Source organism: Actinoalloteichus caeruleus DSM 43889 (genome assembly GCF_000429185.2).
Classification (GTDB): Bacteria; Actinomycetota; Actinomycetes; order Mycobacteriales; family Pseudonocardiaceae; genus Actinoalloteichus_B; species Actinoalloteichus_B caeruleus.
Genome location: NZ_AUBJ02000001.1, coordinates 292,143 through 314,823 on the forward strand (window position 1 = coordinate 292,143; position 22,681 = coordinate 314,823).

At 73.4% G+C, this 22,681-nt stretch carries 19 protein-coding genes; 11 read left to right on the forward strand and 8 right to left on the reverse strand.

What is annotated here, in order from left to right:
• Positions 1-89 precede the first annotated feature (89 nt).
• Complete coding sequence (locus G443_RS01235) at positions 90-1,580, reverse strand: NAD-dependent succinate-semialdehyde dehydrogenase (RefSeq protein ID WP_026418793.1); 1,491 nt, start codon at positions 1,578-1,580, stop codon at positions 90-92.
• Between the two features lie 94 nt (positions 1,581-1,674).
• On the opposite strand from G443_RS01235, the gene G443_RS01240 reads away from it, so the two are divergent.
• The 8 genes from G443_RS01240 (at position 1,675) to G443_RS01275 (ending at position 13,964) form a co-directional block, all read left to right on the forward strand.
• On the forward strand, positions 1,675-2,931 hold the full coding sequence (locus tag G443_RS01240; protein WP_026418794.1) for an aspartate aminotransferase family protein: 1,257 nt from the start codon (positions 1,675-1,677) through the stop codon (positions 2,929-2,931).
• A 238-nt stretch (positions 2,932-3,169) separates the two neighbouring features.
• Positions 3,170-4,537: a GlnX family signal transduction membrane protein gene (locus G443_RS01245; protein WP_051313941.1), complete on the forward strand. Its 1,368-nt coding sequence runs from the start codon at positions 3,170-3,172 to the stop codon at positions 4,535-4,537.
• Positions 4,534-5,553, forward strand: coding sequence for a glutamate ABC transporter substrate-binding protein (locus G443_RS01250; RefSeq protein ID WP_026418795.1), 1,020 nt, complete (start codon positions 4,534-4,536; stop codon positions 5,551-5,553). The genes G443_RS01245 and G443_RS01250 overlap by 4 nt, the downstream gene beginning before the upstream one ends.
• A gap of 109 nt (positions 5,554-5,662) precedes the next feature.
• Entirely contained in the window at positions 5,663-8,257 is a 2,595-nt protein-coding gene (locus tag G443_RS01255; RefSeq protein ID WP_081715418.1) for a serine/threonine-protein kinase, read from the forward strand.
• 134 nt (positions 8,258-8,391) lie between these two features.
• Positions 8,392-9,453, forward strand: coding sequence for a protein phosphatase 2C domain-containing protein (locus G443_RS01260; RefSeq protein WP_051313942.1), 1,062 nt, complete (start codon positions 8,392-8,394; stop codon positions 9,451-9,453).
• A gap of 11 nt (positions 9,454-9,464) precedes the next feature.
• A complete protein-coding gene (locus tag G443_RS01265; RefSeq protein WP_035292039.1) occupies positions 9,465-10,796 on the forward strand; it encodes a vWA domain-containing protein in 1,332 nt (443 codons plus the stop codon).
• Between the two features lie 346 nt (positions 10,797-11,142).
• On the forward strand, positions 11,143-11,535 hold the full coding sequence (locus G443_RS01270) for an FHA domain-containing protein (RefSeq protein WP_162147301.1): 393 nt from the start codon (positions 11,143-11,145) through the stop codon (positions 11,533-11,535).
• 161 nt (positions 11,536-11,696) lie between these two features.
• Positions 11,697-13,964: a serine/threonine-protein kinase gene (locus G443_RS01275; protein ID WP_051313944.1), complete on the forward strand. Its 2,268-nt coding sequence runs from the start codon at positions 11,697-11,699 to the stop codon at positions 13,962-13,964.
• Between the two features lie 83 nt (positions 13,965-14,047).
• Here G443_RS01275 and G443_RS01280 read toward each other — a convergent pair whose 3' ends face one another.
• The 3 genes from G443_RS01280 to G443_RS01290 all read right to left on the reverse strand — a co-directional run bounded on the left by G443_RS01280 (position 14,048) and on the right by G443_RS01290 (position 17,441).
• Positions 14,048-14,674, reverse strand: a complete 627-nt coding sequence (locus G443_RS01280; protein WP_026418798.1) for a nucleoside/nucleotide kinase family protein — start codon at positions 14,672-14,674, stop codon at positions 14,048-14,050.
• A gap of 99 nt (positions 14,675-14,773) precedes the next feature.
• The gene (locus tag G443_RS01285) at positions 14,774-15,745 is read right to left on the reverse strand and encodes a quinone oxidoreductase family protein (RefSeq protein WP_026418799.1); all 972 of its coding nucleotides are present in this window, start codon (positions 15,743-15,745) and stop codon (positions 14,774-14,776) included.
• Between the two features lie 67 nt (positions 15,746-15,812).
• A complete protein-coding gene (locus G443_RS01290; RefSeq protein ID WP_026418800.1) occupies positions 15,813-17,441 on the reverse strand; it encodes a DUF885 domain-containing protein in 1,629 nt (542 codons plus the stop codon).
• A gap of 112 nt (positions 17,442-17,553) precedes the next feature.
• Between G443_RS01290 and G443_RS01295 the strand changes: the two genes are divergently transcribed.
• Positions 17,554-17,868, forward strand: coding sequence for a hypothetical protein (locus tag G443_RS01295; protein WP_026418801.1), 315 nt, complete (start codon positions 17,554-17,556; stop codon positions 17,866-17,868).
• 38 nt (positions 17,869-17,906) lie between these two features.
• Positions 17,907-18,752 (forward strand): ATP-grasp domain-containing protein, encoded by an 846-nt coding sequence (locus tag G443_RS01300; RefSeq protein ID WP_245588787.1) that lies wholly within the window; start codon positions 17,907-17,909, stop codon positions 18,750-18,752.
• Between the two features lie 93 nt (positions 18,753-18,845).
• Here G443_RS01300 and G443_RS01305 read toward each other — a convergent pair whose 3' ends face one another.
• Positions 18,846-19,274 (reverse strand): hypothetical protein, encoded by a 429-nt coding sequence (locus tag G443_RS01305; protein ID WP_026418803.1) that lies wholly within the window; start codon positions 19,272-19,274, stop codon positions 18,846-18,848.
• Between the two features lie 128 nt (positions 19,275-19,402).
• Here G443_RS01305 and G443_RS01310 point away from each other — a divergent pair, with 128 nt between their 5' ends.
• Positions 19,403-19,882: a GbsR/MarR family transcriptional regulator gene (locus G443_RS01310; protein ID WP_026418804.1), complete on the forward strand. Its 480-nt coding sequence runs from the start codon at positions 19,403-19,405 to the stop codon at positions 19,880-19,882.
• Between the two features lie 20 nt (positions 19,883-19,902).
• On the opposite strand, the gene G443_RS01315 is transcribed toward G443_RS01310, so the two are convergent.
• The 3 genes from G443_RS01315 to G443_RS01325 are packed head-to-tail and all read right to left on the reverse strand — an operon-like array spanning position 19,903 to position 22,668.
• Positions 19,903-20,916, reverse strand: a complete 1,014-nt coding sequence (locus G443_RS01315; protein WP_026418805.1) for a COX15/CtaA family protein — start codon at positions 20,914-20,916, stop codon at positions 19,903-19,905.
• A gap of 25 nt (positions 20,917-20,941) precedes the next feature.
• Positions 20,942-21,739 (reverse strand): ABC transporter permease, encoded by a 798-nt coding sequence (locus G443_RS01320; RefSeq protein ID WP_026418806.1) that lies wholly within the window; start codon positions 21,737-21,739, stop codon positions 20,942-20,944.
• Positions 21,736-22,668 carry an ABC transporter ATP-binding protein gene (locus G443_RS01325; protein WP_026418807.1) on the reverse strand — a complete coding sequence of 311 codons (933 nt, stop codon included), beginning with the start codon at positions 22,666-22,668 and terminating at the stop codon, positions 21,736-21,738. The genes G443_RS01320 and G443_RS01325 overlap by 4 nt, the downstream gene beginning before the upstream one ends.
• Positions 22,669-22,681 lie beyond the last annotated feature (13 nt).

The following is a 22,681-nucleotide window of genomic DNA, read 5'->3' on the forward strand; positions in this document are numbered from 1 at the left end:
GCGCACCGGCGGTGGTGCCGGGCGGACCTACCGCCAGGAGGGCCACGCGGAGGTGGGACGGCCGGCGGGATGGCCTCCCGAGCGGAGCCTCAGAATCCGATGTTCACCAGCTTCGTCTCCAGGAACTCGTCGATGCCGGTGTGACCGCCCTCGCGTCCGACGCCCGAGTGCTTGATCCCGCCGAAGGGCGCCGCCGGGTTGGACACCAGGCCCTGGTTCAGACCCACCATGCCGGTCTCCAGGCCCTCGGCCATGCGCAGGCCCCTGGCGAGGTCCCGGGTGTAGACGTAGCTGACGAGGCCGTACTCCGTGTTGTTCGCGGCTGACAACGCCTCCTCCTCGGTGTCGAACGCCGAGATCGGGGCGACCGGGCCGAAGATCTCCTCCGACGACATCCGGGCCTCCCACGGCACGTCCTGCAACACCGTCGGCGTGAAGAAGTGACCGCCGCGCAGTCGTTCGTCGGTGGGCACGTCACCTCCCACCACGACCCGGGCCCCGCGGTCCACGGCGTCCCGCACCAGGGTGCGGACCTTCTCCTGCGCCCGGGCATCGATCAACGGACCGACCTGGGTGCTGTCCTCCACACCGGGACCGAGGCGGAGCGCGCTCATCCGCTCGGCCAGCCGCCGCCCGAACTCCTCGGCGACGCCCCGCTGGGCGTAGATGCGGTTGGCCGCGGTGCAGGCCTCGCCCATGTTGCGCATCTTGGCGGTCATCGCGCCGTCCACCGCCGCGTCGAGGTCGGCGTCGTCGAAGACGACGAACGGGGCGTTGCCACCCAGTTCCATCGACACCCGCAGGACCTGCTGCGCGGACTGCTCGATGAGCCGCCGCCCCACGGCGGTGGAACCGGTGAAGGAGATCTTCCGCGCCCTCGGGTCGCGGATGAGCGGTTCGACCACACCGCCCGCGTCCGTCGCCGGCACCACGTTGAGCACCCCGGGGGGCAGCCCCGCGTCCTTGAGGATGCCCGCGAGGGCGAGCATCGACAGCGGGGTCTGGTGCGCGGGTTTGATCACCATGGTGCAGCCGGCGGCGATGGCGGGGCCGATCTTCCTCGTCCCCATCGCCATCGGGAAGTTCCACGGCGTGACGAAGAGGCAGGGGCCGACCGGTTGGCGCATGACCAGGAAACGGCTGGCCCCGTTGGGGGCGACCTGGTAGCCGCCGTCGATGCGGACCGCCTCCTCGGAGAACCAGCGGAAGAACTCCGCCGCGTAGGCGATCTCGCCGCGCGCGTCGGCGAGGGGCTTGCCGTTCTCCCTCGTCATCAGCACGGCGAGCTCGTCCTGGCGGCGCATGAGCTCCTCGAACGCCCGGCGCAGGATCTCCCCGCGCTCCCTGGGCGGGTGGGCCGCCCAGGAGGCCTGCGCGGCGACGGCGGCGTCGAGGGCCGCGGTCCCGTCCGAGGGCGAGGCGTCCGCCACCTCGCAGAGGAGTTCCCCGCTCGCCGGGTCCCGGACCTCGAAGGTGGCCCCGCCCGTGGCCGGCACCCACTCGCCGTCGATGAACAGGTCCTTCGGGGTGTGGGCGAGGAGATCGCCCCGTGCGGTGGCGTGCTGCTGGGTACCGGTCATGATCCCGACCTTCCCTCCGCGGGTGTGGACATGCAACCGCTGGGATGGTTGCATGGACGATGATTGTCGACAATCCTACAGTGGGAGTGCGATCATGGCCCAGCTCTCTCCTCAGCTCAAGCAGGCCACTCCGGTGCGAGCCGTCCGAGGTTCCGGGGTGTACCTCTACGACGCGGAGGACCGGACCTACCTGGACTTCACCTCCGGAATCGGCGTTGTCAACACCGGGCACTGCCACCCCCGGGTGGTCGAGGCCGCGCAGCGCCAGGTCGGGAAGCTCATCCACGGCCAGTACACGACGGTGCTGCACGAACCGCTGCTCGAACTCACCGAACGGCTCGGCGAGGTCCTCCCTGCGGGGCTGGACTCGGTCTTCTACCTCAACTCCGGGAGCGAGGCCGTCGAGGCCTCGGTACGCCTGGCACGGCACGTGACGGGCCGGCAGAACATCGTGGTCTTCCAGGGCGGGTTCCACGGGAGGACGATGGGAGCGGCGGCCCTCACGACCGCCGGGACCAAGTTCCGCGCCGGCCTGGGCCCGCTGATGCCGGGGGCGGCCGTCTCGCCCTACCCCTTCGCCTACCGCTACGGCTGGTCGGAGGAGCAGGCGGTGGAGTTCGCCCTCCGCGAGCTGGACTACCTGCTCCGGACCGTCAGCGCACCCGCGGACACCGCCGCCTTCATGGTCGAACCGGTCCTCGGCGAAGGCGGCTACGTGCCGGCCCCGGCGGGGTTCCTGGCCGGACTGCGCCAGCGGGCCGACGAACACGGTGTCCTGCTCATCCTCGACGAGGTCCAGACGGGCTTCGGCCGCACCGGCCGGTTCTGGGGCCACGAGCACCACGGCGGGGTCCGCGCGGACATCCTCATTACCGCGAAAGGCCTCGCCAGCGGCTTCCCGCTCTCGGCCATCGCCGCGCCGGCGGAACTGATGAGCCAGGCGTGGCCGGGCTCGCAGGGGGGCACCTACGGCGGCAACGCGGTCGCCTGCGCCGCCGCGATCGCCACCCTGGAGGTGATCCGGAGCGAGGCCCTCGTCGAGAACGCCGAGGAGATGGGACGCCGGCTGCTGGAGGGGACCAGGAAGATCGCGGTCGACCACGCCACCATCGGCGACGTCCGGGGCCTCGGCCTCATGATCGGTGTCGAGTTCACCGGCGCCGACGGCGAGCCCCGGCCCGACCTGGCGCAGCGGGCGCACAAGGAGGCCGCGGACCGGGGACTGCTCCTCCTCACCTGCGGCGCCCACGGCAACACGGTACGGATGATCCCGCCGCTGGTCGTCAACGCCGAGCAGGTGGACGACGCCCTCACCCGGTGGCAGGAGGCGGTCCAGGCGGCCACCTCCTGAGGTGTCCACACCGGATGGCCGCCGGTGAAGTCCCGAGTGTCCACGGAATTGATCCAAACCGGTGTGGCCCATGACACCGCTCGGTATTGTCGCGACTACGACGCGAGAGGGTTCCAGTTCGTGAGGATGTGAGTGCGGTGGTGTGGTCTGCGCGGCGTCCGGCGGGGTCCGGCGAGCTTCCGGTGGACCAGCGGACCCCACCCGCTCAACCCGCTCGGCCGGGGCGAGGTGGGGCACGGTGACCGGACCGGCGACGCCGGTCACCTCCCCACGTCCCGCTCGCCGGCTCCGACGCCGCCGATCGCGTGGGGCGTTCAGCGGGTGGCACACCACACCGGGACGCCTGTCGCTCATCGCCGTGGGCCTCGTCGTCGCCAGTGTCCTCGCCGGCCTGGTCGGGGCGATCGGGGCGCACCGCAAGGCGGTGGCGCTCGACGAACTCGTCACGAGGAGCGAGCCCCTCAGCGTCGCCGCCCAGGACCTCTACGCGGCGCTCTCCGACGCGGACGCGACGGCGGCGACCTCGTTCCTCACCGGCGGCACGGAGCCGGCCGAGGTGCGTGACCGGTACTCGCTGAACATCGCCCGGGCGGCCGCGGCCCTCACCCGGGCGGCGCACGGCGTGGACGCGGCCGGAGCGGACGCCGCTCCGGTGACCCGCCTGGCCGCCCAGTTACCGATCTACGCCGGCCTGGTCGAGACGGCACGGGCGAACCACCGCCAGGGGAACCCGGTCGGAGCCGCCTACCTCCGGTTGGCCTCGGGTGGGCTGATGCAACAGGACATGCTGCCCGAGGCCCGGGAGCTGTACCAGGGGGAGTCGGCGGCGGTCTCGGCCGACCGGGAACGCGCCGCCGCGCCACCGGTGGCGGAGGTGACGTCCGGACTGGTGCTCCTGGCCGGGCTCGTCGGTGCCCAGCTGTACCTCCACCGCCGGACGCGGCGGGTGTTCAACATCGGGCTCGTCGGCGCGACCCTGGCCGCCGTCGCCTGGCTGGGGTGGTTGGTGCTGTCCCACCTCAGTGTGGCCGGGCACCTGGAGGACAGCAGGGTGCACGGCTCCGACCAGGTCAACGTGCTGGCCAGCGCCCGGATCGCCGCCCTGGAGGCACGGACCGGGGAGACCCTCGTCCTCGTCGCCCAGGGGACGGGGCAGGAGTACGAGGAGGACTTCGACACCGCCTTCGCCCACCTGTTGGGTGAGGACGGGAACAGCGGGTTGTTGGGGCGGGCCAGGGAGATGGCCACGGACGACCGGGTGCGGCACTCCGTCGAGGAGGCGACGAGGGCGGCGCGTTCCTGGCTGCGGGGCTACGGGGTCGCCCGGGACCACGACCGGCGCGGCGAGTACGACGAGGCGGTGGCGGTGACGGTGGGCCACGGCACCACCTCGGGGGACGGGACCGGCGGGACCGGTGCGGACTTCGGCAGCGTCGAACGCGGCCTCCACGACGCCGTCGAGGTGACCCGCGACGAGTTCGCCGTCCGCGCCGCCCAGGCGCAGTCCCTGCTCCCCGGCCAGGTCCCCGCCGCACTCGTGCTCGCCGCGCTCGTCGCCACGGGATCCGCCGTCGGGATCGGACAGCGGGTGAGGGAGTACCGATGACCAGGAGACGCGTTCTCGTGATCGCGGCGGTGGCCGGGCTGCTCACCTCCTGCGCGGCCACCCCGTCCGCGCTGCCCTCCCCACCCGCCTCCGTCGAGGCGCCGGTTCCCGTCGGGGCCAGCCAGGTCACGAGCCTGCCACCGGCGCCCGAGATCGACACGGACTGCGATCCCACCCGGAGCTTCCGGCCCACCCCCGTCCTCCCGGCGCCGGGCCAGATGCCGCCCGGGTCCACCATGGCGCGCATCGTGGAGGACGGGTTCCTGCGTGCCGGCGTCGACCAGACGACCAACCTGATGGGCTACCGCGACCCGGCGACCAACCGCATCGACGGCTTCGACATCGAGATGGTGCGGGAGATCGCCAGAGCGCTGTTCGGAACGGACGACGTCGACGACCGCATCAAGTGGGTGACCATCACCTCCGACCAGCGGACCAAGGTGCTCGTCGAGCCGGAGGAGGGTAGCGAGGAAGCGGACCAGCCCCAGGTCGACATCGTCGTCCGCACCATGACGGCGACCTGCGAACGGTGGCAGGAGGTGCTGTTCTCCACCACCTACCTCCTCGCCCGGCAGCGGATCGTCGTACCGCAGGACAACGAGGACATCACCGGCAAGGAGGACCTGGCGGGGCACCGGGTCTGCTCGGCCACCGCGTCCACCTCGCTGCGCCGACTGGTGGAACTGCGGGACGGACCGCTGGTCACCGCCGTGCCGCACTGGTCCGACTGCCTGGTGATGCTGCAACGACAGCAGGTGGACGCGGTGTCCACCGACGACACCATCCTGGCCGGGATGGTGGCCCAGGACCCGAACCTGAAGGTCGTGGGCGAGCCCTTCTCGTCCGAGCCCTACGGGATGGCGTTCAACCGCGAGGCGGAGGACTTCGTCCGCTTCGCGAACGGAGTGTTGGAGCGGATGCGGGCCGACGGCACCTGGCAGCGCCTGTACGACGACTGGCTCGCCGGCCCCCTCGGACGGGTCTCCCCACCTCCCGAGCCCCGGTACCGGGACTGACCGTGCCCACCCCAGGAGGTCGTGCGATGCCTCTTCCCCGTGAGACCGGCCCAGCCAGCGGTCGGTGGTTCCACCGCAACCCGGCCGGCCACCGCCGGTGGAGCCACCGATGACGCCCGCGCTCACCGGCGATTGCCCCAGACCGGGGTGCGGCGGCCGGGTTCGGGAGGGCTACTGCGACCGTTGCGGGCACGCCACCGCGACATCGGGGGACCAGCGGACCTCCCTCACCGGCCGGTTGACGCCCGTCGAGGACGTCCCCGAACGGGGAGACCGCCCCTCCCGGGTGTCCGCCCGGCTGGACGCCGTGGAGCCCCCGCCACCCCGGCCACCCCTGGGCAGGGGGCCGGAGCGCTCCGCGCCGGCGGGGGGAGCGCGACCGGCACCGCCCGGTCAGGCCGGGGTGAGCCGGGTACCACCCGCGGCGGTGGGAGCCGCGCCACCCGCCGAGAACACACCCGCACCGCAGGTACCCGAACCCCCGCGAGCGGCCCCCCAGGGGGCATCCGCCCGGCCCGGTGACTCGGCGAAGGGCGTGGACCGCACGGTGCTCACCGCCCTCGCGGGAACCCCCGAACGGACGGGGCGCGGGACACGACCGACGCCGGCCGGGCAAGGCCCGGCGGCCGGCTCCGACCGGACCTCCACCCGCACCAGCGGACGCGGGCTGCTGGGCGGTGGCCTCGTCGAGGTACCCCAGGTGCCGCCGCGTGACCCCAGCGCGGCCGTCCTCCTCGACCCGGAGGTGCCCGAGTCCGGCAGGTTCTGCAGCGACAGCCGGTGCGAGAAGCCGGTGGGCCGAGGCAGGGGCGGCCGGCCGGGGCGGACCGAGGGGTACTGCCCGCACTGCGGGGCCCGGTTCTCCTTCACCCCCAAACTCGCGCGGGGCGACGTGGTCGCCGGCCAGTACGAGGTCCTCGGCCCGATCGCCCGTGGGGGCTTCGGCTGGGTGTACCTGGCCAGGGACCGCAACGTCAACGGCAGGTGGGTGGCGCTCAAGGGCCTGCTGAACAGCGAGGGCGCCGACGCGATGGAGTCCCAGCTCAACGAACAGCGCTCACTCTCCGAGGTCCAGCACCCCAACATCGTGCACATCCTCAACGTCGTGCGGCACCCGCCCCCGGCTCCGACCGGTGCGGGGGAGACCTCCGGTTACATCGTCATGGAGTACGTGGACGGCCCCTCCCTGCGGGAACTCCTCGACCAGCGGCGATCCGCCCAGGGGCGGTCCGCCACGCTCCCCCTGGAACAGGCGATCGCCTACGTGCTGGAGATCCTGCCCGCCCTCGGCTACCTCCATGACCACGGGTGGGTCTACTGCGACCTGAAACCCGACAATGTCATCCACACCCCCGACCAGGTCAAACTCATCGACATGGGCGGGGCGCTTCGCCTGGACCAGCGCTACGAGGCCTTCTACGGCACGGTCGGGTACCAGGCCCCGGAGATCGCCCGGCTCGGCCCCTCCGTGGAGTCCGACCTCTACACCGTCGGTCGGCTGCTGGCTGTGCTGTCCTTCCCGTTCCCCGGCTACAACCAGGAACACCGGGAGAGCCTCCCGGACCCCGGAACCGTTCCCCTGCTCGTGGAGTTCGAGTCCTTCGACCGCCTCCTCCGCCGTGCCTGCCACCCCGACCGGACGCGGCGGTTCCGCGACGCCGGGGAGATGGCCGAGCAACTGCGCGCCGTGTTGCGCGAGGTGCTGGCGCTCCGGGGGCGACAGCCCCCACCAGGGCGCTCGTCGCTCTTCACCCACGAACGCGGGGTCATCGGCGGCGACCGGGGCCGGGACATCGCGCTGACGACGACCCCACCCGAGCCCGCCGAGGTCACCCGCCTCCTCCCGGTGACGCTGGTCGACCCCGACGACCCGGCGGCCGGCTTCCTCGCCGGCGTCCGGGACGCCACTCCCGCGCAGCTGCGCGCGGCGCCGGTGTGGACGGCGGAGGTCGGGCTGCGCCTCGTGCGGGCGCACCTGGAGGAGGGCGATCCCGACGGGGCCCGGCGAGAGCTCGGCGAGCTGACCGGTCTCGCCGACCAGGACTGGCGGCCGTCCTGGTACGAGGGCGTGGCCGCGCTGCTCGCCGGGCGCACCGGCGAGGCCCGAGACCACTTCGACCGGGTGTACGCGCGCGTACCGGGCGAGACGGCCCCCAAGCTCGCCCTCGCGCTCGCCGACGAGGCGGACGGGGCCATCCAGCAGGCCGAACGTCGCTACCGGCAGGTTTGGAAAGGGGACCACACCTATGTCAGCGCCGCCTTCGGCCTGGCCCGGGTACTGCTCGTCCAGCACGACTACCCCCGGGCGGTCGCCGTGCTGGAGTCCGTCCCGGAAACCTCCAGCCAGTACCTGGGTGCGCGGGTCGCGGCTGTCAGCGCCCGCGTCGGCGGGCGATCGCCGCACCAGGTGCGGTCGGAGGACCTCATGGCGGCGGCCGAGCGCCTGGCCACCCTCCCCCTGGACACCGAACGGCGCCTCAGACTGGTCGTCACCGTCCTGCTGGCCGCCCGCGCGTGGTGGGCGACCCAGCCGGCCGGCGCCCCGCGTCCGGGACCGATCTTCGGGCGGGAGTTCCGGGACCACTCCCTGCGGCTCGGACTGGAGGAGGCCTACCGCGGTCTGGCCAGGACCATCGACGACCGGGCGGAACGCATCGCCCTGGTGGACCTGGCCAACGCCGTGCGACCGAGAACTCTCGTGTGACCACCCCCGCCGAGCGCGATGACGAGGCAGGATGACGACCCTCGGCCGCCCGGTGCGGCGCCACACGACAGACCAGCAGAAGGGAGGCCGGGCCGCTGACTCGGTGCCCGTGCCGAGGCCCGCCCGCACACCCGATGAACGAACAGCTTTCACTGCGACCCGCCCGCGACGGCCTGGGCCCGCACTGCCCGCGGTGCGACTCGCCAGGGGAGCCGGGCGACCGGTTCTGCGAGGCCTGCGGAGCGGACCTCGTCGTCCAGGAGGCCCAGGCAGCGCTCTGCCCCGACTGCGGGGCGGAGGTGGAGGTGACGACCACCCACGTCGACACCGCCGGCCAGTGCGCCGCCTGCGCCCGCCGCACCCTGGCGGCGCCCCCGGACCGGATGGAACTGGACCTGGGGACCGTCGTCGGCGTGAGCGACCGGGGCCTGCGGCACCGCCGCAACGAGGACGCCCTGGCGCTGCGGGTGCTGTGCGGCACCGACGACGAGCCGCTCGCGGCCGTGGCGGTGGTGTGCGACGGCGTGTCGTCCTCGTCCACCCCGGAGGACGCGTCCAGGACCGCCGCCTACACCGCGGCGGAACTCCTCGCCGAAGCCGCGCGGGACGACCTGGACGCGATGACGGCGACGCGGAGCGCCGTGCGTTCGGCCGTCGAGGCGGTCAGCGCCCTCCGCGTCGGTGACGACCCGGAACCGCCGTCCTGCACCTACGTCTCCGCCGTCGTCACGCCCAGCGAGGTGACCGTCGGCTGGATCGGCGACAGCCGCGCCTACTGGCTCGCCGCTCCCGAACCCACCGGCCAGCCCTCCGGCACGCCCTCCTCCCGGTTGACCACGGACCACTCCTGGGCGCAGCAGATGGTCGACCTGGGGCAGCTCAGCGAGGAGGAGGCGCAGGCGGACCGCCGGGCCAACGCGCTCTGCCGGTGGGTGGGAGCGGACTGCGACGGCCGGCCCCCCAACCTCGCGGCGATCCGCCCGACCGCCCCCGGCTGGGTGCTGCTGTGCAGCGACGGCATGTGGCACTACCTCAGGGAGGCCGACGACCTGGCCCGGCTGGTGGCCGTCTTCGACGACCCCCTGGACGCCGCCCGGGCGCTGACCAGGCTGGCCCTCGACGGCGGCGGCCACGACAACATCACGGTGGCGCTCGTCCCGTTCCCGCTTCGCGAGACCACGAGCCCACGCGGCTGAGAGGGGGTTCGATGGTGCGGCAGGTCAGCTTCACGCTGGAGGTCGACCACAACCGTTTCGTGTCGGAGCGCGCGTCCGAGGCGCACCTGGCGATCACGGTGACCGGCCACCACCCCGTCAGGGAGGACGGAGAACCGGGCGAGCCACCGGACGGCGGCACCCGTGCGTCGGAAGAGGGGACGCTCTCCGAGGTCCTGCTGGTCGACTGCTCCTCCTCGATGCGCTTCCCCGCGACCACGATGCCCGAGACCAGGCGCGCGGCCGTCGCAGCCGTGGACCTGCTGCCCGAGGGCGCGAGGTTCGCGGTCGTCGCCGGGACGACCACCGCCAGGGTCGTGTACCCGGAGACCGGTGGGCTCGCCGTCAGCAGCGCGCGGACCCGGCGGGAGGCCGCCACCGCGATCGGTGGGCTGACGCCCGACGGGGGCACCGCGATGGGCAGGTGGTTGCGGGCGGCCAACGACCTCTTCGCCGACCTCCCGGGCCCTCGCCACGCAATCCTCCTCACCGACGGCCTCAACCAGGGCGAGTCCCTGCGGGAACTGGCGGCCGCGTTGGAGGAGTGCCGGGGGCGGTTCGTCTGCGACTGCCGTGGGGTCGGCACCGGCTGGCGGGTGGACGAACTGCGGTCCATCACCACCGCGCTCCTGGGCACGGTCGACATCGTGGCCGATCCCGAGGACCTGGCCGCCGACTTCCGCTCGACCGTGGCGGCCGCCGTCGCCCGGGTGCAACCAGCCGTGGCCCTGCGGGTGTGGACACCGGAGCTGACCCGGCCGCGGTTCCTCCGGCAGGTGCACCCGGAGGTGCGCTCCCTCGAAGGCGTTCAAGTCCCGGGCGCGCCGCAGGACCTCGACCACCCCACCGGCAGCTGGGGCGCGGAGAGCCGCACGTACCACCTCTGCGTGGAGATCCCGCCGCTGCGGGTCGGGGAGGAGGTGCTCGTCGCCCGCCTCACCGTCGTCCAGGAGGACGGCGGTCCTCCCCTCGGCGCGCCCGTGCTGGTCACGGTGACCGGGAGCGCCGATGTCGACCGGGTGGCCCGCGTCGACCCGGTGCTGGCCCATTACACCGGCCAGACCGACCTCGCGGAGGCCGTCCGCACCGGACTGGACGCCCGCCGCCGTGGGGACACCGAACTGGCCACCGCCATGCTCCAGCGAGCGGTGGCACTGGCCACCGAGTCCGGTCACGAGGAGACCGCCGAGCTGCTCGCCGAGGTGGTGGAGGTCGTGGACGAGAGGAGCGGGACCATCCGGCTGCGCGCGCGGGTCGCCCGCGAGGCCGAGATGGCCCTCGACGCGCGGTCGACCAGGACCCTCCGGCTGGGACGCCCGCGATGACCTCGACCGCGGCATCCCGGACCACGTGCGCCGTCCGGCGGGCGGCGTGAACCCGGCCGGACGTGCCGGCGACCCCGAGCGCGTCGTGGACGGGGCGGGATGCTCCTCACCGGAGCGTGCCGCGCGGGAGCGGCGGTCCCCGGGCACCGCCCTCGCACCGGAACCCGGCCTCGGTCCGCCCACCGCGTGCCGGACCGGGACCGACGCCGCGGTGGGGGCGGCGTGCCCCCGGTGCGGCTGTCCGAGGGTGGGCCGGTTCTGCGAGGAGTGCGGACACGACTGCGAGGGGCCGGCCGGGGGCCGCGCGGACGGCTCAGGGCCGCTGGCTGGTGGGCCTCGCAACTGGGTGGCGCTCGTCACCGTCGACCCCCGGTACTTCGCCGGTGTCCTGGCGGAGGCGGGCAGTGCCGGTGAGCGGTTGCGGCTCCCCTCGGAGCGCCCCCGACGGCGCTACCCGCTCGCCGGCGACCGGGTGCGGATCGGCCGCGCCAGCCGGTCCGCACCCGAACCACCCGCGATCGACCTGGGCGTCCCACCCGAGGACCCGGGCGTCTCCCGGGAACACGCGGTGCTGCTTCGCGGGGCGGAGGGCGGCTGGTCGGTGGTGGACCTCGACTCGGCGAACGGCACGATGCTGGACAGCGGTCTGGTGCTCCGGCCGCACGTCCCACACCCGATAGGGGAGGGGACCCGGGTGCACCTGGGAGCCTGGACGACGATCGAACTGAGAACGTGGTGAGGCACCTGGCAAGATCATCAACGCGTCGGGCGCCGTGGGGGTTCCGCACCGGCGCGGGCGGAGCGCGTCCTATCGTGTCAGGGGTACTCGGTGATCTCGGCGGGGCGCCGCGCCGGGCGGACACCTCGGCCTGATCGATACCGGTGGAGAGGACAACTTCGGTGGACTCCGTCATTGACGTCGGCAGCGGCTTCCTGGACTGGTTGTACGGGATGTTCGGCGTCAACCTCCTGCCCGGTGACTGGGTGTGGTCCGCGATGATCACCGGTGTCGGCATGAGCCTGCTCGTCACGGCCGGTGCCGCCTTCGTCGCCCTGCTCCGCAAGGGGATCGGCAACCGCTACACAGCCCCCGTCGTCCTGGTGCTGGTCACCGTCGGGGTGGGCACCAGCTTCCTCCTGCCCTACGTGCTGGCCACCTCGAACGTGCGGCTGGTCCATCCCGCCTCCAGCAGCTTCTTCGGCCTGTCCGGGACGGTCTCGGAGGAGGTGTTCGGCCCGGACCAGGCGTTGTGGACCCGGGCACTGGCGATCCTCGTCCTGGTCCTGCTGCCCCTGCTGCTGCTCGGCCTGGTCGCCTGGCAGGGCAGGCTGGCCGCGCGACGCGGACCGGCGTGGCCCGGTCGGATGTTCTGGATGCCCTTCCTCCTGCTGGTGTTGCTGCTCGGCGGTGAACCCGCCGGAGTGGTGGCCAGCCTCTGGATCGGTTCCCTGCCCGCCGCGGTGGCCGGTGTCATCGTGGTCGCACTGCTCGGCTCCCCACCCCGCGCCGTCATCGAGCGCTCCGAACGGTCCCGCGACTGGGACCACGACCGGGACGGCGTCCGGGACCGGCGGGACCTCGACCCCGACGACCGCTACGCGGCGCAGGCCCTCGCGGGGCGGGAGGCGGAGGAGGCCCGCCAGATCCAGGCCCGCCAGCAGGAACTCGACCAGCGGGAGCGCGCTCAGCAGCTGCGGCAGCGGGAGCTGGACCAGCGGGAACGGGAGGTTCGGCTGGCCGCGATGAACCCGCAGCCATCCCAGTCCTCCCAGTACCCCGCCACCCAGGTCGACTCGCGGGCCGCTGAGGGCTCCGGCACGGGCGAGCAGCCCGCGCCCGAGCGGGCCTCGGGGTCCTCCGAGCTGGCCAACACGCCCGGTCCGCTGCCCTTCCCGGTGGCCGGGGCGGTGGCGGCGACGCCAGGGGCGGGGGACACCGCGCAGGCCACCGAGGTCGCGCCCGCGCTGTTCGGCGCCGGGCACGGCGCCAGCAGGAGCCAGGGACGGTTCCAGCGCATCCGGCAGCTCGGCAAGGGCGGGTTCGGATCCGTCTGGTTGGCGATGGACACCAGCCTGAACCGGATGGTGGCCGTGAAGATCGCCCACGCGCCCGATGCCGAGGGCGAGGAGCGGATGATCCGGGAGGCGCGGGCCCTCGCCGCCGTGCGGCACCCCAACTGCGTCCGGATCTACGACATCGTCAACGACCTCGGCGACGGCAGCGACGGTCTCGCCCTCGTCATGGAGTACCTCGAGGGTGACGCGCTCTCCGACGTCGTCCGCGAGAACACCCTCGACGACGTGGCCGCGGCGCGGCTGTGGGCCAGCATGGCCGAGGCCTTGGGGGCGGCGCACGAGAAGGGGTTGCTGCACCGCGACATCAAGCCGGCGAACATCCTGGTCGACCAGGCGGGCGTCGCGCACCTCATCGACTTCGGCATCGCCCGCAGCAGCGGCGACAGCAGCCTCACCGCCACCGGGATGATGGTGGGCACTCCCGACTACATCGCCCCCGAGGTGGCGCGCGGCGGGGACGCCACCCCCGCCTCCGACGCCTGGCAGTTGGCCGCCACGGTCAGCTACGCGCTCACCGCGAACCCGCCCAGGGGCTACCGGGAGAACGCGATGGCCTCCCTCATGGCGGCCGCGCACGACCCGGAACTGGTGCACCTGCCCGAGCACAGCGTGCACCGGCAGCTGCTCCTCGCCGCGCTGGACCAGGACCCGGCGCGGCGTCCCCCGCTCCCGGTGATCGTCCGCGAACTCGGCGGGTGGCTCGGACGGGCCGGGCTGAGCAACGAGGGACCGGTGACCCGGCGCATCACCCCGAACGACCCCGACCGCACCCAGGTGCACCGGCCCGGCCACACCGAGGCGGGTCGGGCGCCGGCGAGTGGCCAGCACCCGCCGTTCCCCCCGCCGGGAGGGCAGCACCAGTCCGGCAACCAGCCGCCGCCCCCGCAGCAACCCCCGGGGCAGCAACCCCCGGGGCAGCAACCCCCGGGGCAGCCACCGTTCCCCGGTCAGCAGCAGTCCCGGCCGTTCCCACCGCCCGGCCACCGGCAGCCGCCGCCCACCCGGCACCAGCCGCCGCCCCCGCCCCCCGGTCAGCAGCCCGGCCGAGGCGGCACCCGTCGGATGAACCTGGACGACGAGAACTGGGGCTGAGCGCCGCCCCTGGCAGGCCCGGCAGTCGCCACCGGCGACTGCCACCCCCGGAACCCGTCGCGAGCAGGACGGGGACGGTGCGGTCAGCGCTCGAGGACGGCCGGGCGGTCGGGGTGGTCGACCCGGACGACGACGTCGGCCACCTCCCGAGGAGCGACCTCGCGCTCGTACCGGTCGAATGCCGGCAGGGTCCAGCCGCGCTCGGCGGTGGTGCGGCGGCGCAACGCCGGCTCGGAGAGCCACAGGTGCACGGCGAGATCCCACGGCAGGCCGTGACCGAGCAGCAGCCCACCGCTGACCAGCAGCACGGTGCCCTCGTCGACCCGGACCCGGCTCGCCCGGGCCGAACGGTCCGAGGCGGCGTCCCAGAGGCGGGGCAGCGCGCGGCCGTCACCGTCCGGTCCCAACGGGGTGAGCACCTCCCGCCGCAGCGCCCCCACGTCCGTCCAGTCCTCGTAGTAGGCGTCGGGGTTGGTGCGCCCCCGTTCCAGCCGGAGGGCGGCGGGACGCGGGAAGTCGTCCGCGCTGACCGCGAAGACCTCCCGCCCCCTCCGCCGGAGCCGGCCGACCAGCGCCGTCGCGAGGTCGCCCGGCTCCGCCGCCGGCGCCCCGTCCACCACGACCCGGGGTCGGGGCGAGGCCGGCAGCCCGGCGATCCGCTCGGCGATCCGTTCGGCCAGCCGGTCCGGGCTGAGCGGTGTCATGCGCATGGTCCGACCTCGCCGAGGTGACCAGGCGCGGCGGTCGGTCGGGCACGGCCCTGGCGCCCCCCGTCCCGCCGCCGGCTGCCCGGGTGGGCGAGGACGTGGTCACGCCGGGAGCAGCAGCAGCTTCCCACTGGTCCGCCTCGCCTCCAGGTCCTCGTGCGCCGCGCGCGCGTCGCGGAGCGGGTAGCGGCCTCCGATCCGCAGATCGAGCCGCCCCGAGGTGATCAGGTCGAACAGCTCCCTCGCCCGCCACTCCAGTTCCGCCCGGTCGGCGATGTGGTGGGCCAGGGTGGGCCTGGTGACGAACAGGCTGCCACCCGAGTTCAACCGTTGGAGGTCGAACGGGGGGACCTGCCCGCTCGAACCGCCGAAGAGCACCAGCATCCCCCGGGGCCGCAGGCTGGCCAGGCTCGCGTCGAAGGTGTCCCTCCCGACCCCGTCGTAGACGACGTCGACGCCGGCGCCGTCGGTGAGCCGTCGAACCTCCTCGGCCACGTCGGCGTCGGTGTAGCGGATGATCTCGTCGGCTCCCGCGGTCCTGGCGAGGTGTTCCTTCTCATCCGTCGACACGGTGCCCAGGACACGGGCCCCCCGGGCCTTGGCGAGCTGGACGAGGAGCAGACCCACCCCGCCGGCCGCCGCGTGGACGAGGACGGTGTCGCCGTGCCCCACCGGTCTGGTGGAGGCGACCAGGTAGTGGGCGGTCATCCCCTGGAGGGGCATCGCGGCGGCCTGCTCGTCGCTGACAGCGTCGGGGACGAGCACCGCCCCGTCGGCCGGCACCGCGACGCGCTCGGCGTAGCTACCCGAGGTCTGCGCCCAGGCGACGCGGTCCCCGGGGGAGAAGCGGGTCACGCCGGAGCCCACCGCCGCCACCGTGCCAGCCCCTTCCAGGCCGGGCACGAAGGGGACCTCCATCCGGTACACCCCGGAGCGCTGGTAGGTGTCGATGAAGTTCACGCCCGCCGCTCCGAGCTCGACGAGCACCTCGCCGGGTGCCGGTTCGGGATCGGGCAGCTCCACCGGGGCCAGTACCTCGGGGCCGCCGGTCTCCCTCACCTGGATCGCCCGCATGTCGTCTCCTCCCGCTGGGGTGTTCGTCGTTTCGCGTGGCCCTCATTGGATCATCGTGGTGGCGGTGTCACCCGCCCAGCGCCACCCGGCGGGCCAGGCCCAGGGGGAGCGCGCCGGAGCCGGCGATCGTGTCGTGGAAGGCCTTCAGGTCGCCCCGGCCGGCGGCCAGGTAGTCGGCCCGGATGTCCTCGATCTCCAGGCAACCCGTCAGGTAGGAGGGAGCCTGCGTCGGCCACGAGCAGTAGCGCGAGACCTCACCCACCGCCGTGTCCTCGGTGAGGGAGGCCTTGGTGCTCATGAACTCCCTGGCCTGCTCGACGGTCATGTCACCGGCGTGCAGGGCGGTGTCCACGACGATGCGGGCCGCCCGGAACAACCGCGCCTCCAGGTGCCCGAGTTCGTGGGCGGGGTTGGTGAAGTACCCCTGCTCGCGCATCATCGTCTCGACGTAGAGCGCCCAGCCCTCGCTGAAGTACGAGGTGCGGAACGTCTTCCTGACCCGACGGGGGTTGCCGGCCATCCAGGAGAGGTGCCAGTGGTGACCGGGGTAGGCCTCGTGCACGGCGATGGTGGGCATCTGCGCCCGGGCGTTGGTCTGGAGGCGCTGGATGATCTGCTCCTCCGAGTACCCGTCCGGGGTGTGGGGGACGAAGAAGTGGCCGGTGCGGGAGTCCGTCAGCGGCGGTGGGGACATGTAGGAGGCGACGGAGAGGATCGCCCGCTGGAAGGCCGGCGCGGGGACCACCTCGCAGTGCTCCCCCTCGGCGAAGGTGACCAGGTCCCGTTCGGCGACGAACCGCCGGGCGCGGGCGGTCTCGGCCGCGTACTCGTCCCGCATCGCCTCGAGGGTCGGGGGGTAGTCCTGCTGGAGCCTGGTCATCACGGCGTGCCAGTCCTCCGACCCGCCGGGGACGCTCCGGGCCAGTTCGCGCATCTCCTCGTCGAGCGCCGCGTAGGCGGCCTTGCCCCGTTCGTGCAGTTCGGCTGCCCCGTACCCGAGGAGCTCCTTCTCGACGAGCAACCGGGAGTAGCGGTCCTCGCCCAGCCGCCAGTCGCCGTTGGCCCGCCGCCCGAACTCCTCGAGGAAGTCGACGACCGCGTCGAAGGCGGCCGCCGCCGGTTCGGCGGCGGTGGCGACCTTGTCACGCAGGCCGGGGTCGGAGACCAGGCCGGGCAGGGTCCCGGTGACGAACGACCGACCTGTCCGCGCCTGCCGCAGGCCGCGTTCCACGAGCAGTGGGGCGGCCAGGTCCGAGTCGAGGTTCAGCCGGCAGGCGGTGAGCACCGCCGGGACCTCGGCGAGCTTGCGGATGGTGTGCTCGACGAGCTCCGGTTCCGGCAGGAGCTTCTGGAGGAACGGGTAGAACAGCCCGCGGAAGACGGGGCCGACGTAGACGGCGGGGTCGCGGCGCCAGGCCGGCCACTCCTCCTCGACGCGGGCGCCCCGCAGGACGGCGAGCACCAGGTCGCGGTCGATCCGCGACTCGTGGTCGAGTCCGTTGTCGACCACGGACTCGAAGGTGCGCAACCAGTCCGCGTTGCCCGAGCGCGTGGCCACCAGTGCCGACTCGGAGTAGTCACCGAGGGTGTGGAGGTGCTCGACCGAGCCGAGCAGGCCGGCGTGCACCGGGTTGCGGTCGTAGTACCAGGCCAGGTAGTCGTCGAGGACGGTGGTGAAGGAGGGAGTCGCGGTCACGCCAGCACGATAGTCGTTTGTCTTGCTAACAACCAGGGGAGTGGGCCCCACGGCACCGATATCCAGCGACACGTGGGTTTTCCCGCCCGCCGCGAACTCCTAGGGTGGGGGCATGAGTGAGGACACCACGCACCCTCCCGTGCGGGGCGCCGACCAGAAGGCGTTGCGCCGTTTCGTCCGCCGGCACGACGGAGCGGCACGGGCCGTCATCAGCCCGCTCGGCCGCCCCGGTGCGCGGATCTGCCTGGTGGGCGGGGACGGGGCGCTCGGTGACCTCGTGGTGCGCGACGACGAGACCGCCCGGCGGCTGTGCGCCTCGGTTCCCGGTGTCGAGATCAGCGACTGGGACCAGCCCACCGTGGCGGCGCTGGCGATCGGGCCGGAGCACCGGCGCCGGATGGCCGGTCCCCGCGCTCGCGGCCGGTGAGGCGGCCCGGTTCCTCCTCCGGCGGCCGGGTGGTGCTGGTGACCTGCGCCGAGCTTCCCGGAGGGGACGCTGACGACGCCGAGCTGGTGACGGCCCTGGGTGAGGTCGGTGTCTCGGCCCGCTGGGCGGCCTGGGGCTTCGAGGCGACCGACGACGAGGTGGTCGTGCTCCGGTCGCCCTGGGACTACACCTGGCGGCGGGCCGAGTTCCTGGAATGGTGCTCCTCGGTTCCCACCCTGCTCAACCCCGTCCGGGCGGTGCGGTGGAACACCGACAAGCGCTACCTGGTGGAGTTGTCGCACGCCGGGCTCCCGGTGGTACCCACCCAGCTGGTGGCACCCGGGGAGCCAGCGGACTGGCCGGGCGGGGAGGTCGTCGTCAAGCCCTCGGTGGGGGCCGGCGCCCGGGGCGCCGGACGGTTCGGTCCCGAGGAGCGCTCGGCGGCACAGGCCTGGCTCGCCGAACTGCACGCCAGCGGCGCGACCGCCGTCGTGCAGCCCTACCAGCACGAGGTGGACCGCCGGGGCGAGTACGCGTTGGTGTTCCTCGGTGGCCAGTACTCGCACGCCTTCGCCAAACCCGCCCTGCTCACCGGGCCCGCCGCCAGGGACGCCGGGCTGTCGGTGGACGAACAGGGGCTGACGCCGGCAGCGCCGACGGGCAGGTGGCGACGGGTCGCCGAGGACTGCGTCGACCTGGCAGCCGACCTCCTGGGCATGTCCAGATCGGACCTGCTCTACGCCCGGGTCGACCTCGTCGGGGGAGACGGGGGTGACCCGGTGTTGTTGGAGCTGGAGGTCACCGAACCCACCCTGGGGTTCGGCGCGGCCGATCCCGCCGCCGTCGCCCGCTTCGCCTCCGCCGTGCGCAACCGGGTCCGGTGAGGACCGAGGCCGGCGGCCGTGGCGGGACCCGGCACCAGCCACCACTGGCGTCGCTCCACCGGGCGGGGCGCGGGTGCCCCCACCGCGGTCGGCTCAGGGCATCGCGGCCCGCAGCCGCAGCAGACTGGGATCGCTGATGGGTTCGTCGAGGTCGCCGCAGAACGCCGCGACGGCCCGGGTCCTCGGGTCGGCCACCAGTAACGTCCTGATGCGCCGCCAGGAGATCAGGTTCGGGTGGTCGAACTCCTCGCACGCCTCGGCGGGGGTGAGCAGCTCGATCGCCTGGTCGAGGTCCGCCAGCTCCAGGGGGTAGCTCCCGCTGCCGGAGACGTGCCCGCAGACGGTGGCCAGCACCACCGCGGCCAGCTGGTGGGTACCGACGTTCACCACCGGGAAGTCGACGTCGTCCCAGATCGACACGCCCACGCCGAACGCGGCTGGCGCCGTCCAGCCGGGAATGGCCGCTTCCATCCGTTCCCGCGCGCTCCGGACCTCGTCCGGAGTGCTCCAGCGCTCTGTCATCGTCGGCTCCCGTGAGTGCGGCCCGTGGCGGACCGGTGCGGTGATCGGCCCGCCTGATTGATCGATCGAGAGTCAGCAGCTACCGTACTTTCAGTGGTCAGTGAAACCAACCGGCAGAGGCTGATGCCATGACCGACAGAGGTAGCTACTCGACACCGAGCGCCAACTGGATCGAGCAGGTCGCAGCATTCTACGTCGAGGAGGGGATGCCCCTGATCGCCGGCCGCATCCTGGGGTACCTCCTCATCTGCGACCCGCCCGAGCGGACGGCCGCCGAGCTCTCCGCCGCCCTCGACGCGAGCAGCGGTTCGGTCAGCACCAACATCCGGCTGTTGGTCCGGGCCGGCGTCGTGAGCAAGACGACCCGGCGGGGCAAGGAGGCCGCCCTCTACCGGGTGGAGGAGAGCCGGTGGCCGGACTTCGTGCAGGGCCGCTTCGACCGCGTGCGCGGCGCGCGGGACCTCACGGCGGCGGGACTGCGGCTGCTGTCCGGCGACTCGGAACGCGCCGCCCGGCTCCGAACGGTCAACCAGTTCTACGAGTGGCTCGCCGACCAGCTCCCCGAGCTGTGGGAACAGTGGTCGCGGGACCGCCCCCGCCGACGCTGACCGCGCCCGCCGCCCCGTGCTCAGTCGGAGCTTCCCGCGCCGACCGGCTCCCGGGGAGCGGCGGCCGAGCCGTCCGAGGCCCGCCCTCGGGTGGAGAAGGGGACCGGCGCGCGGCCCCGGTCACGCAGGGTGGTCCAGAACCACGCGACGACCACCACCGTCGCGCCGGCACCCAGCACGTGCAGCGCCACCAGCACCTCGGGAACGCCCGTCCAGTACTGGACCATCCCGACCGTCCCCTGGGCGAGTACGACGCCCACCACCCACCAGAACCCGCGCCACATCCGCGCCGGCGCCGAGACCGCCCGCATCGTGAACCCGAGGGCGATGAGCATGCCCAGGAAGAGGAACAGGAACTCGGCGTGGACCTGCGCCAGGTTGGCGACCGGCAGCTCCAGGCGAGGCGTGTCGATGTCCCCCGAGTGCGGTCCGGCCGCCGTGACGAGCGTGCCGGTGACCAGCAGCCCCGCCAGGACGATGTTCATCGTGAGCACCAGTCCGCGCACCGCGCCGGGCACGAGCGGACGTTCCTCCTGGTCGCCCTCGGTGCTCGCCCGCACCAGGAGCACCGCCAGCCAGACCAGCAACGAGGATCCGAGGAAGTGCAGGGCGACCGTCCACCACCGCAGCTCCATCAGCACCGTGATGCCGCCCATGATCCCCTGCGCCAGGGTGCCGAGCGGCATCGCCAGCGCGAGCAGCACCAGTCGACGCCGCCGAGGGCGGGTGATCAGAGCCAGGAACAGGCAGGCCAGCGAGACGAAGCCCACCACGCCGGTCAGCAACCGGTTGCCGAACTCGATCCACTGGTTGAGGGTGTCGTACTCGGGGTGCGCGACGGGGACGAGACTTCCGGGGAAGCAGTTCGGCCAGGTGGGGCAGCCCAGCCCCGACCCGGTGACCCTCACCACCGAACCGGTGACCGCGATCCCCGCGTGGGTCACCACGGCGGCGATCGCGAACGCGCGCATCAGCCGGGGACTCGGCGAGGAGAAGCGGTCCAGGAAACGGACGAGAAAGGCGGGAAGCGACACGCCGCAATGCTAGGCCGGGCCCCGCTCAGGTCAGTCGGGTGGTACGCACTGCCGAGACGCCCGCCACTGTCGCCCAACCGAGCAGCACCACCAACGGCGCCCACCCGGGGAAGGCACCCTCGCGCAGCACCGACTCCATCCCCTCGGCCAGCGCCGACGACGGGAGCAGGCGCACCACGGCGGCCAACCCGTCGGGAAGGCTGTCCACCGGGAGGACCACTCCTCCCGCGAGGAGCAGCACGAACCACACCGCGTTGGCGATCGCCAGCACCGCCTCGGCCCGCAGCGCCCCGCCGACCAGCACGCCAAGCGCGCCGAACGCGGCCACCCCGAGCAGGAGCAGGCACACGCCGCCCGCGACTCCAGCCAGGGAGGGCGTCCACCCCAGGAAGGCGGCCACCACGCCGAGCAGCAGCAGCTGGACCGCGACGATCGCCAGGTTGGCGAGCACCCGGGCGGCCACCAGCGACCACCGGGGCAGCGCGGTCGCCGCCAGGCGTTTGAGCACGCCGTAGCGGCGGTCGAACCCGAGCATGATGGCCTGCCCGGTGAAGGCGGTGGAGATCACCGCGAGCGCGAACACGCGGGGGGCCACCGAGTCCACCCTCGGCTCGTCGATGGGCAGCAGCGGGAGGGTGCTCAGGCCGATGAGCAGCGCCATCGGGATGATCATCGTGAGCAGGAGCTGCTCGGCGTGGCGCAGGTTGAGCAGCAGCTCGGTCCTGGCCTGGGTGAACAGCATCCGCGACACGCGCCCGCGCCCGGGTGACGGGGTGAACGTGCCCGGCGCGAAACGGGACTCCGGCGAGAGCACGTCGGTCACGAGCGGAGCTCCCGTCCGGTCAGTTCGAGGAAGACGTCTTCCAGGCTCCTGGTCGCCACCCGCATGTCCTGGGCGTAGGCCTCGTGGCGCGCGCACCACGCCGTCACGGTGGAGGCCACCTGGGGTGTGATCGTCCCGCGCACCACGTAGGTGCCGGGTCGGGGTTCGCTGACCACGCACCCGGCGGGCAGCGCGCCGGCCAGCACGTCGGTGTCCAGACCGGGGCGGGTGCGGAACCGCAGCTGCTGGTCGTCGGTCGCGGTCAGCTCGGACGGGCTGCCCCGCGCGACCACGGCGCCGTGGTCGACGATCACGACCTGGTCCGCCAGCTCCTCGGCCTCGTCCATCAGGTGGGTCGTCAGCAGCACGCTGACGCCGTCCGCCCGCAGGGCCGCGACGAGTTCCCACACGAGCAGCCTGCTCTGCGGGTCCATCCCGGCCGTTGGCTCGTCGAGGAACACCAGTTCCGGGCGTCCGACGAGGGCGCAGGCCAGGGAAAGGCGCTGCTTCTGGCCACCCGAGAGCCGCTTGTAGCGGGTTCGGCGGGCGCCCTCGAGCCCGAGCACCCGCAACAGCCAGTCGACGTCCAGCGGGGCGGCGGCGCAGGCGGCGACCAGCCGCAGCATCTCCTCCGCCCCGACGCCCGGGTAGGCGCCACCGCCCTGCGGCATGATGCCGACCCTCGGGCGCAGGCGGGGGGCGTCGGCGACCGGGTCGAGCCCCAGGACGCGCACCGATCCGCCGTCCGGGCGGAGGAAACCCTCGCAGATCTCGACGGTGGTCGTCTTGCCCGCGCCGTTGGGGCCGAGCAGCGCGAGCACCTGACCCCGGGGAAGAGTGAGGTCGAGCCCGTTCACCGCTACCGTCGTCCGGTAACGCTTCACCAGGCCCCGGACCTGGACAGCGGGTTCGTCGGCGGTGGGGCTCACGACGGTTGAGCCT

Bases quoted from the DNA above. Each gene is read 5' to 3' on its own strand.
- G443_RS01235 (WP_026418793.1), bottom strand. From the start codon at position 1,580: ATGACCGGTACCCAGCAGCACGCCACCGCACGGGGCGATCTCCTCGCC.
- G443_RS01240 (WP_026418794.1), top strand. From the start codon at position 1,675: ATGGCCCAGCTCTCTCCTCAGCTCAAGCAGGCCACTCCGGTGCGAGCC.
- G443_RS01250 (WP_026418795.1), top strand. From the start codon at position 4,534: ATGACCAGGAGACGCGTTCTCGTGATCGCGGCGGTGGCCGGGCTGCTC.
- G443_RS01255 (WP_081715418.1), top strand. From the start codon at position 5,663: ATGACGCCCGCGCTCACCGGCGATTGCCCCAGACCGGGGTGCGGCGGC.
- G443_RS01260 (WP_051313942.1), top strand. From the start codon at position 8,392: ATGAACGAACAGCTTTCACTGCGACCCGCCCGCGACGGCCTGGGCCCG.
- G443_RS01265 (WP_035292039.1), top strand. From the start codon at position 9,465: ATGGTGCGGCAGGTCAGCTTCACGCTGGAGGTCGACCACAACCGTTTC.
- G443_RS01280 (WP_026418798.1), bottom strand. From the start codon at position 14,674: ATGCGCATGACACCGCTCAGCCCGGACCGGCTGGCCGAACGGATCGCC.
- G443_RS01285 (WP_026418799.1), bottom strand. From the start codon at position 15,745: ATGCGGGCGATCCAGGTGAGGGAGACCGGCGGCCCCGAGGTACTGGCC.
- G443_RS01295 (WP_026418801.1), top strand. From the start codon at position 17,554: ATGAGTGAGGACACCACGCACCCTCCCGTGCGGGGCGCCGACCAGAAG.
- G443_RS01305 (WP_026418803.1), bottom strand. From the start codon at position 19,274: ATGACAGAGCGCTGGAGCACTCCGGACGAGGTCCGGAGCGCGCGGGAA.
- G443_RS01310 (WP_026418804.1), top strand. From the start codon at position 19,403: ATGACCGACAGAGGTAGCTACTCGACACCGAGCGCCAACTGGATCGAG.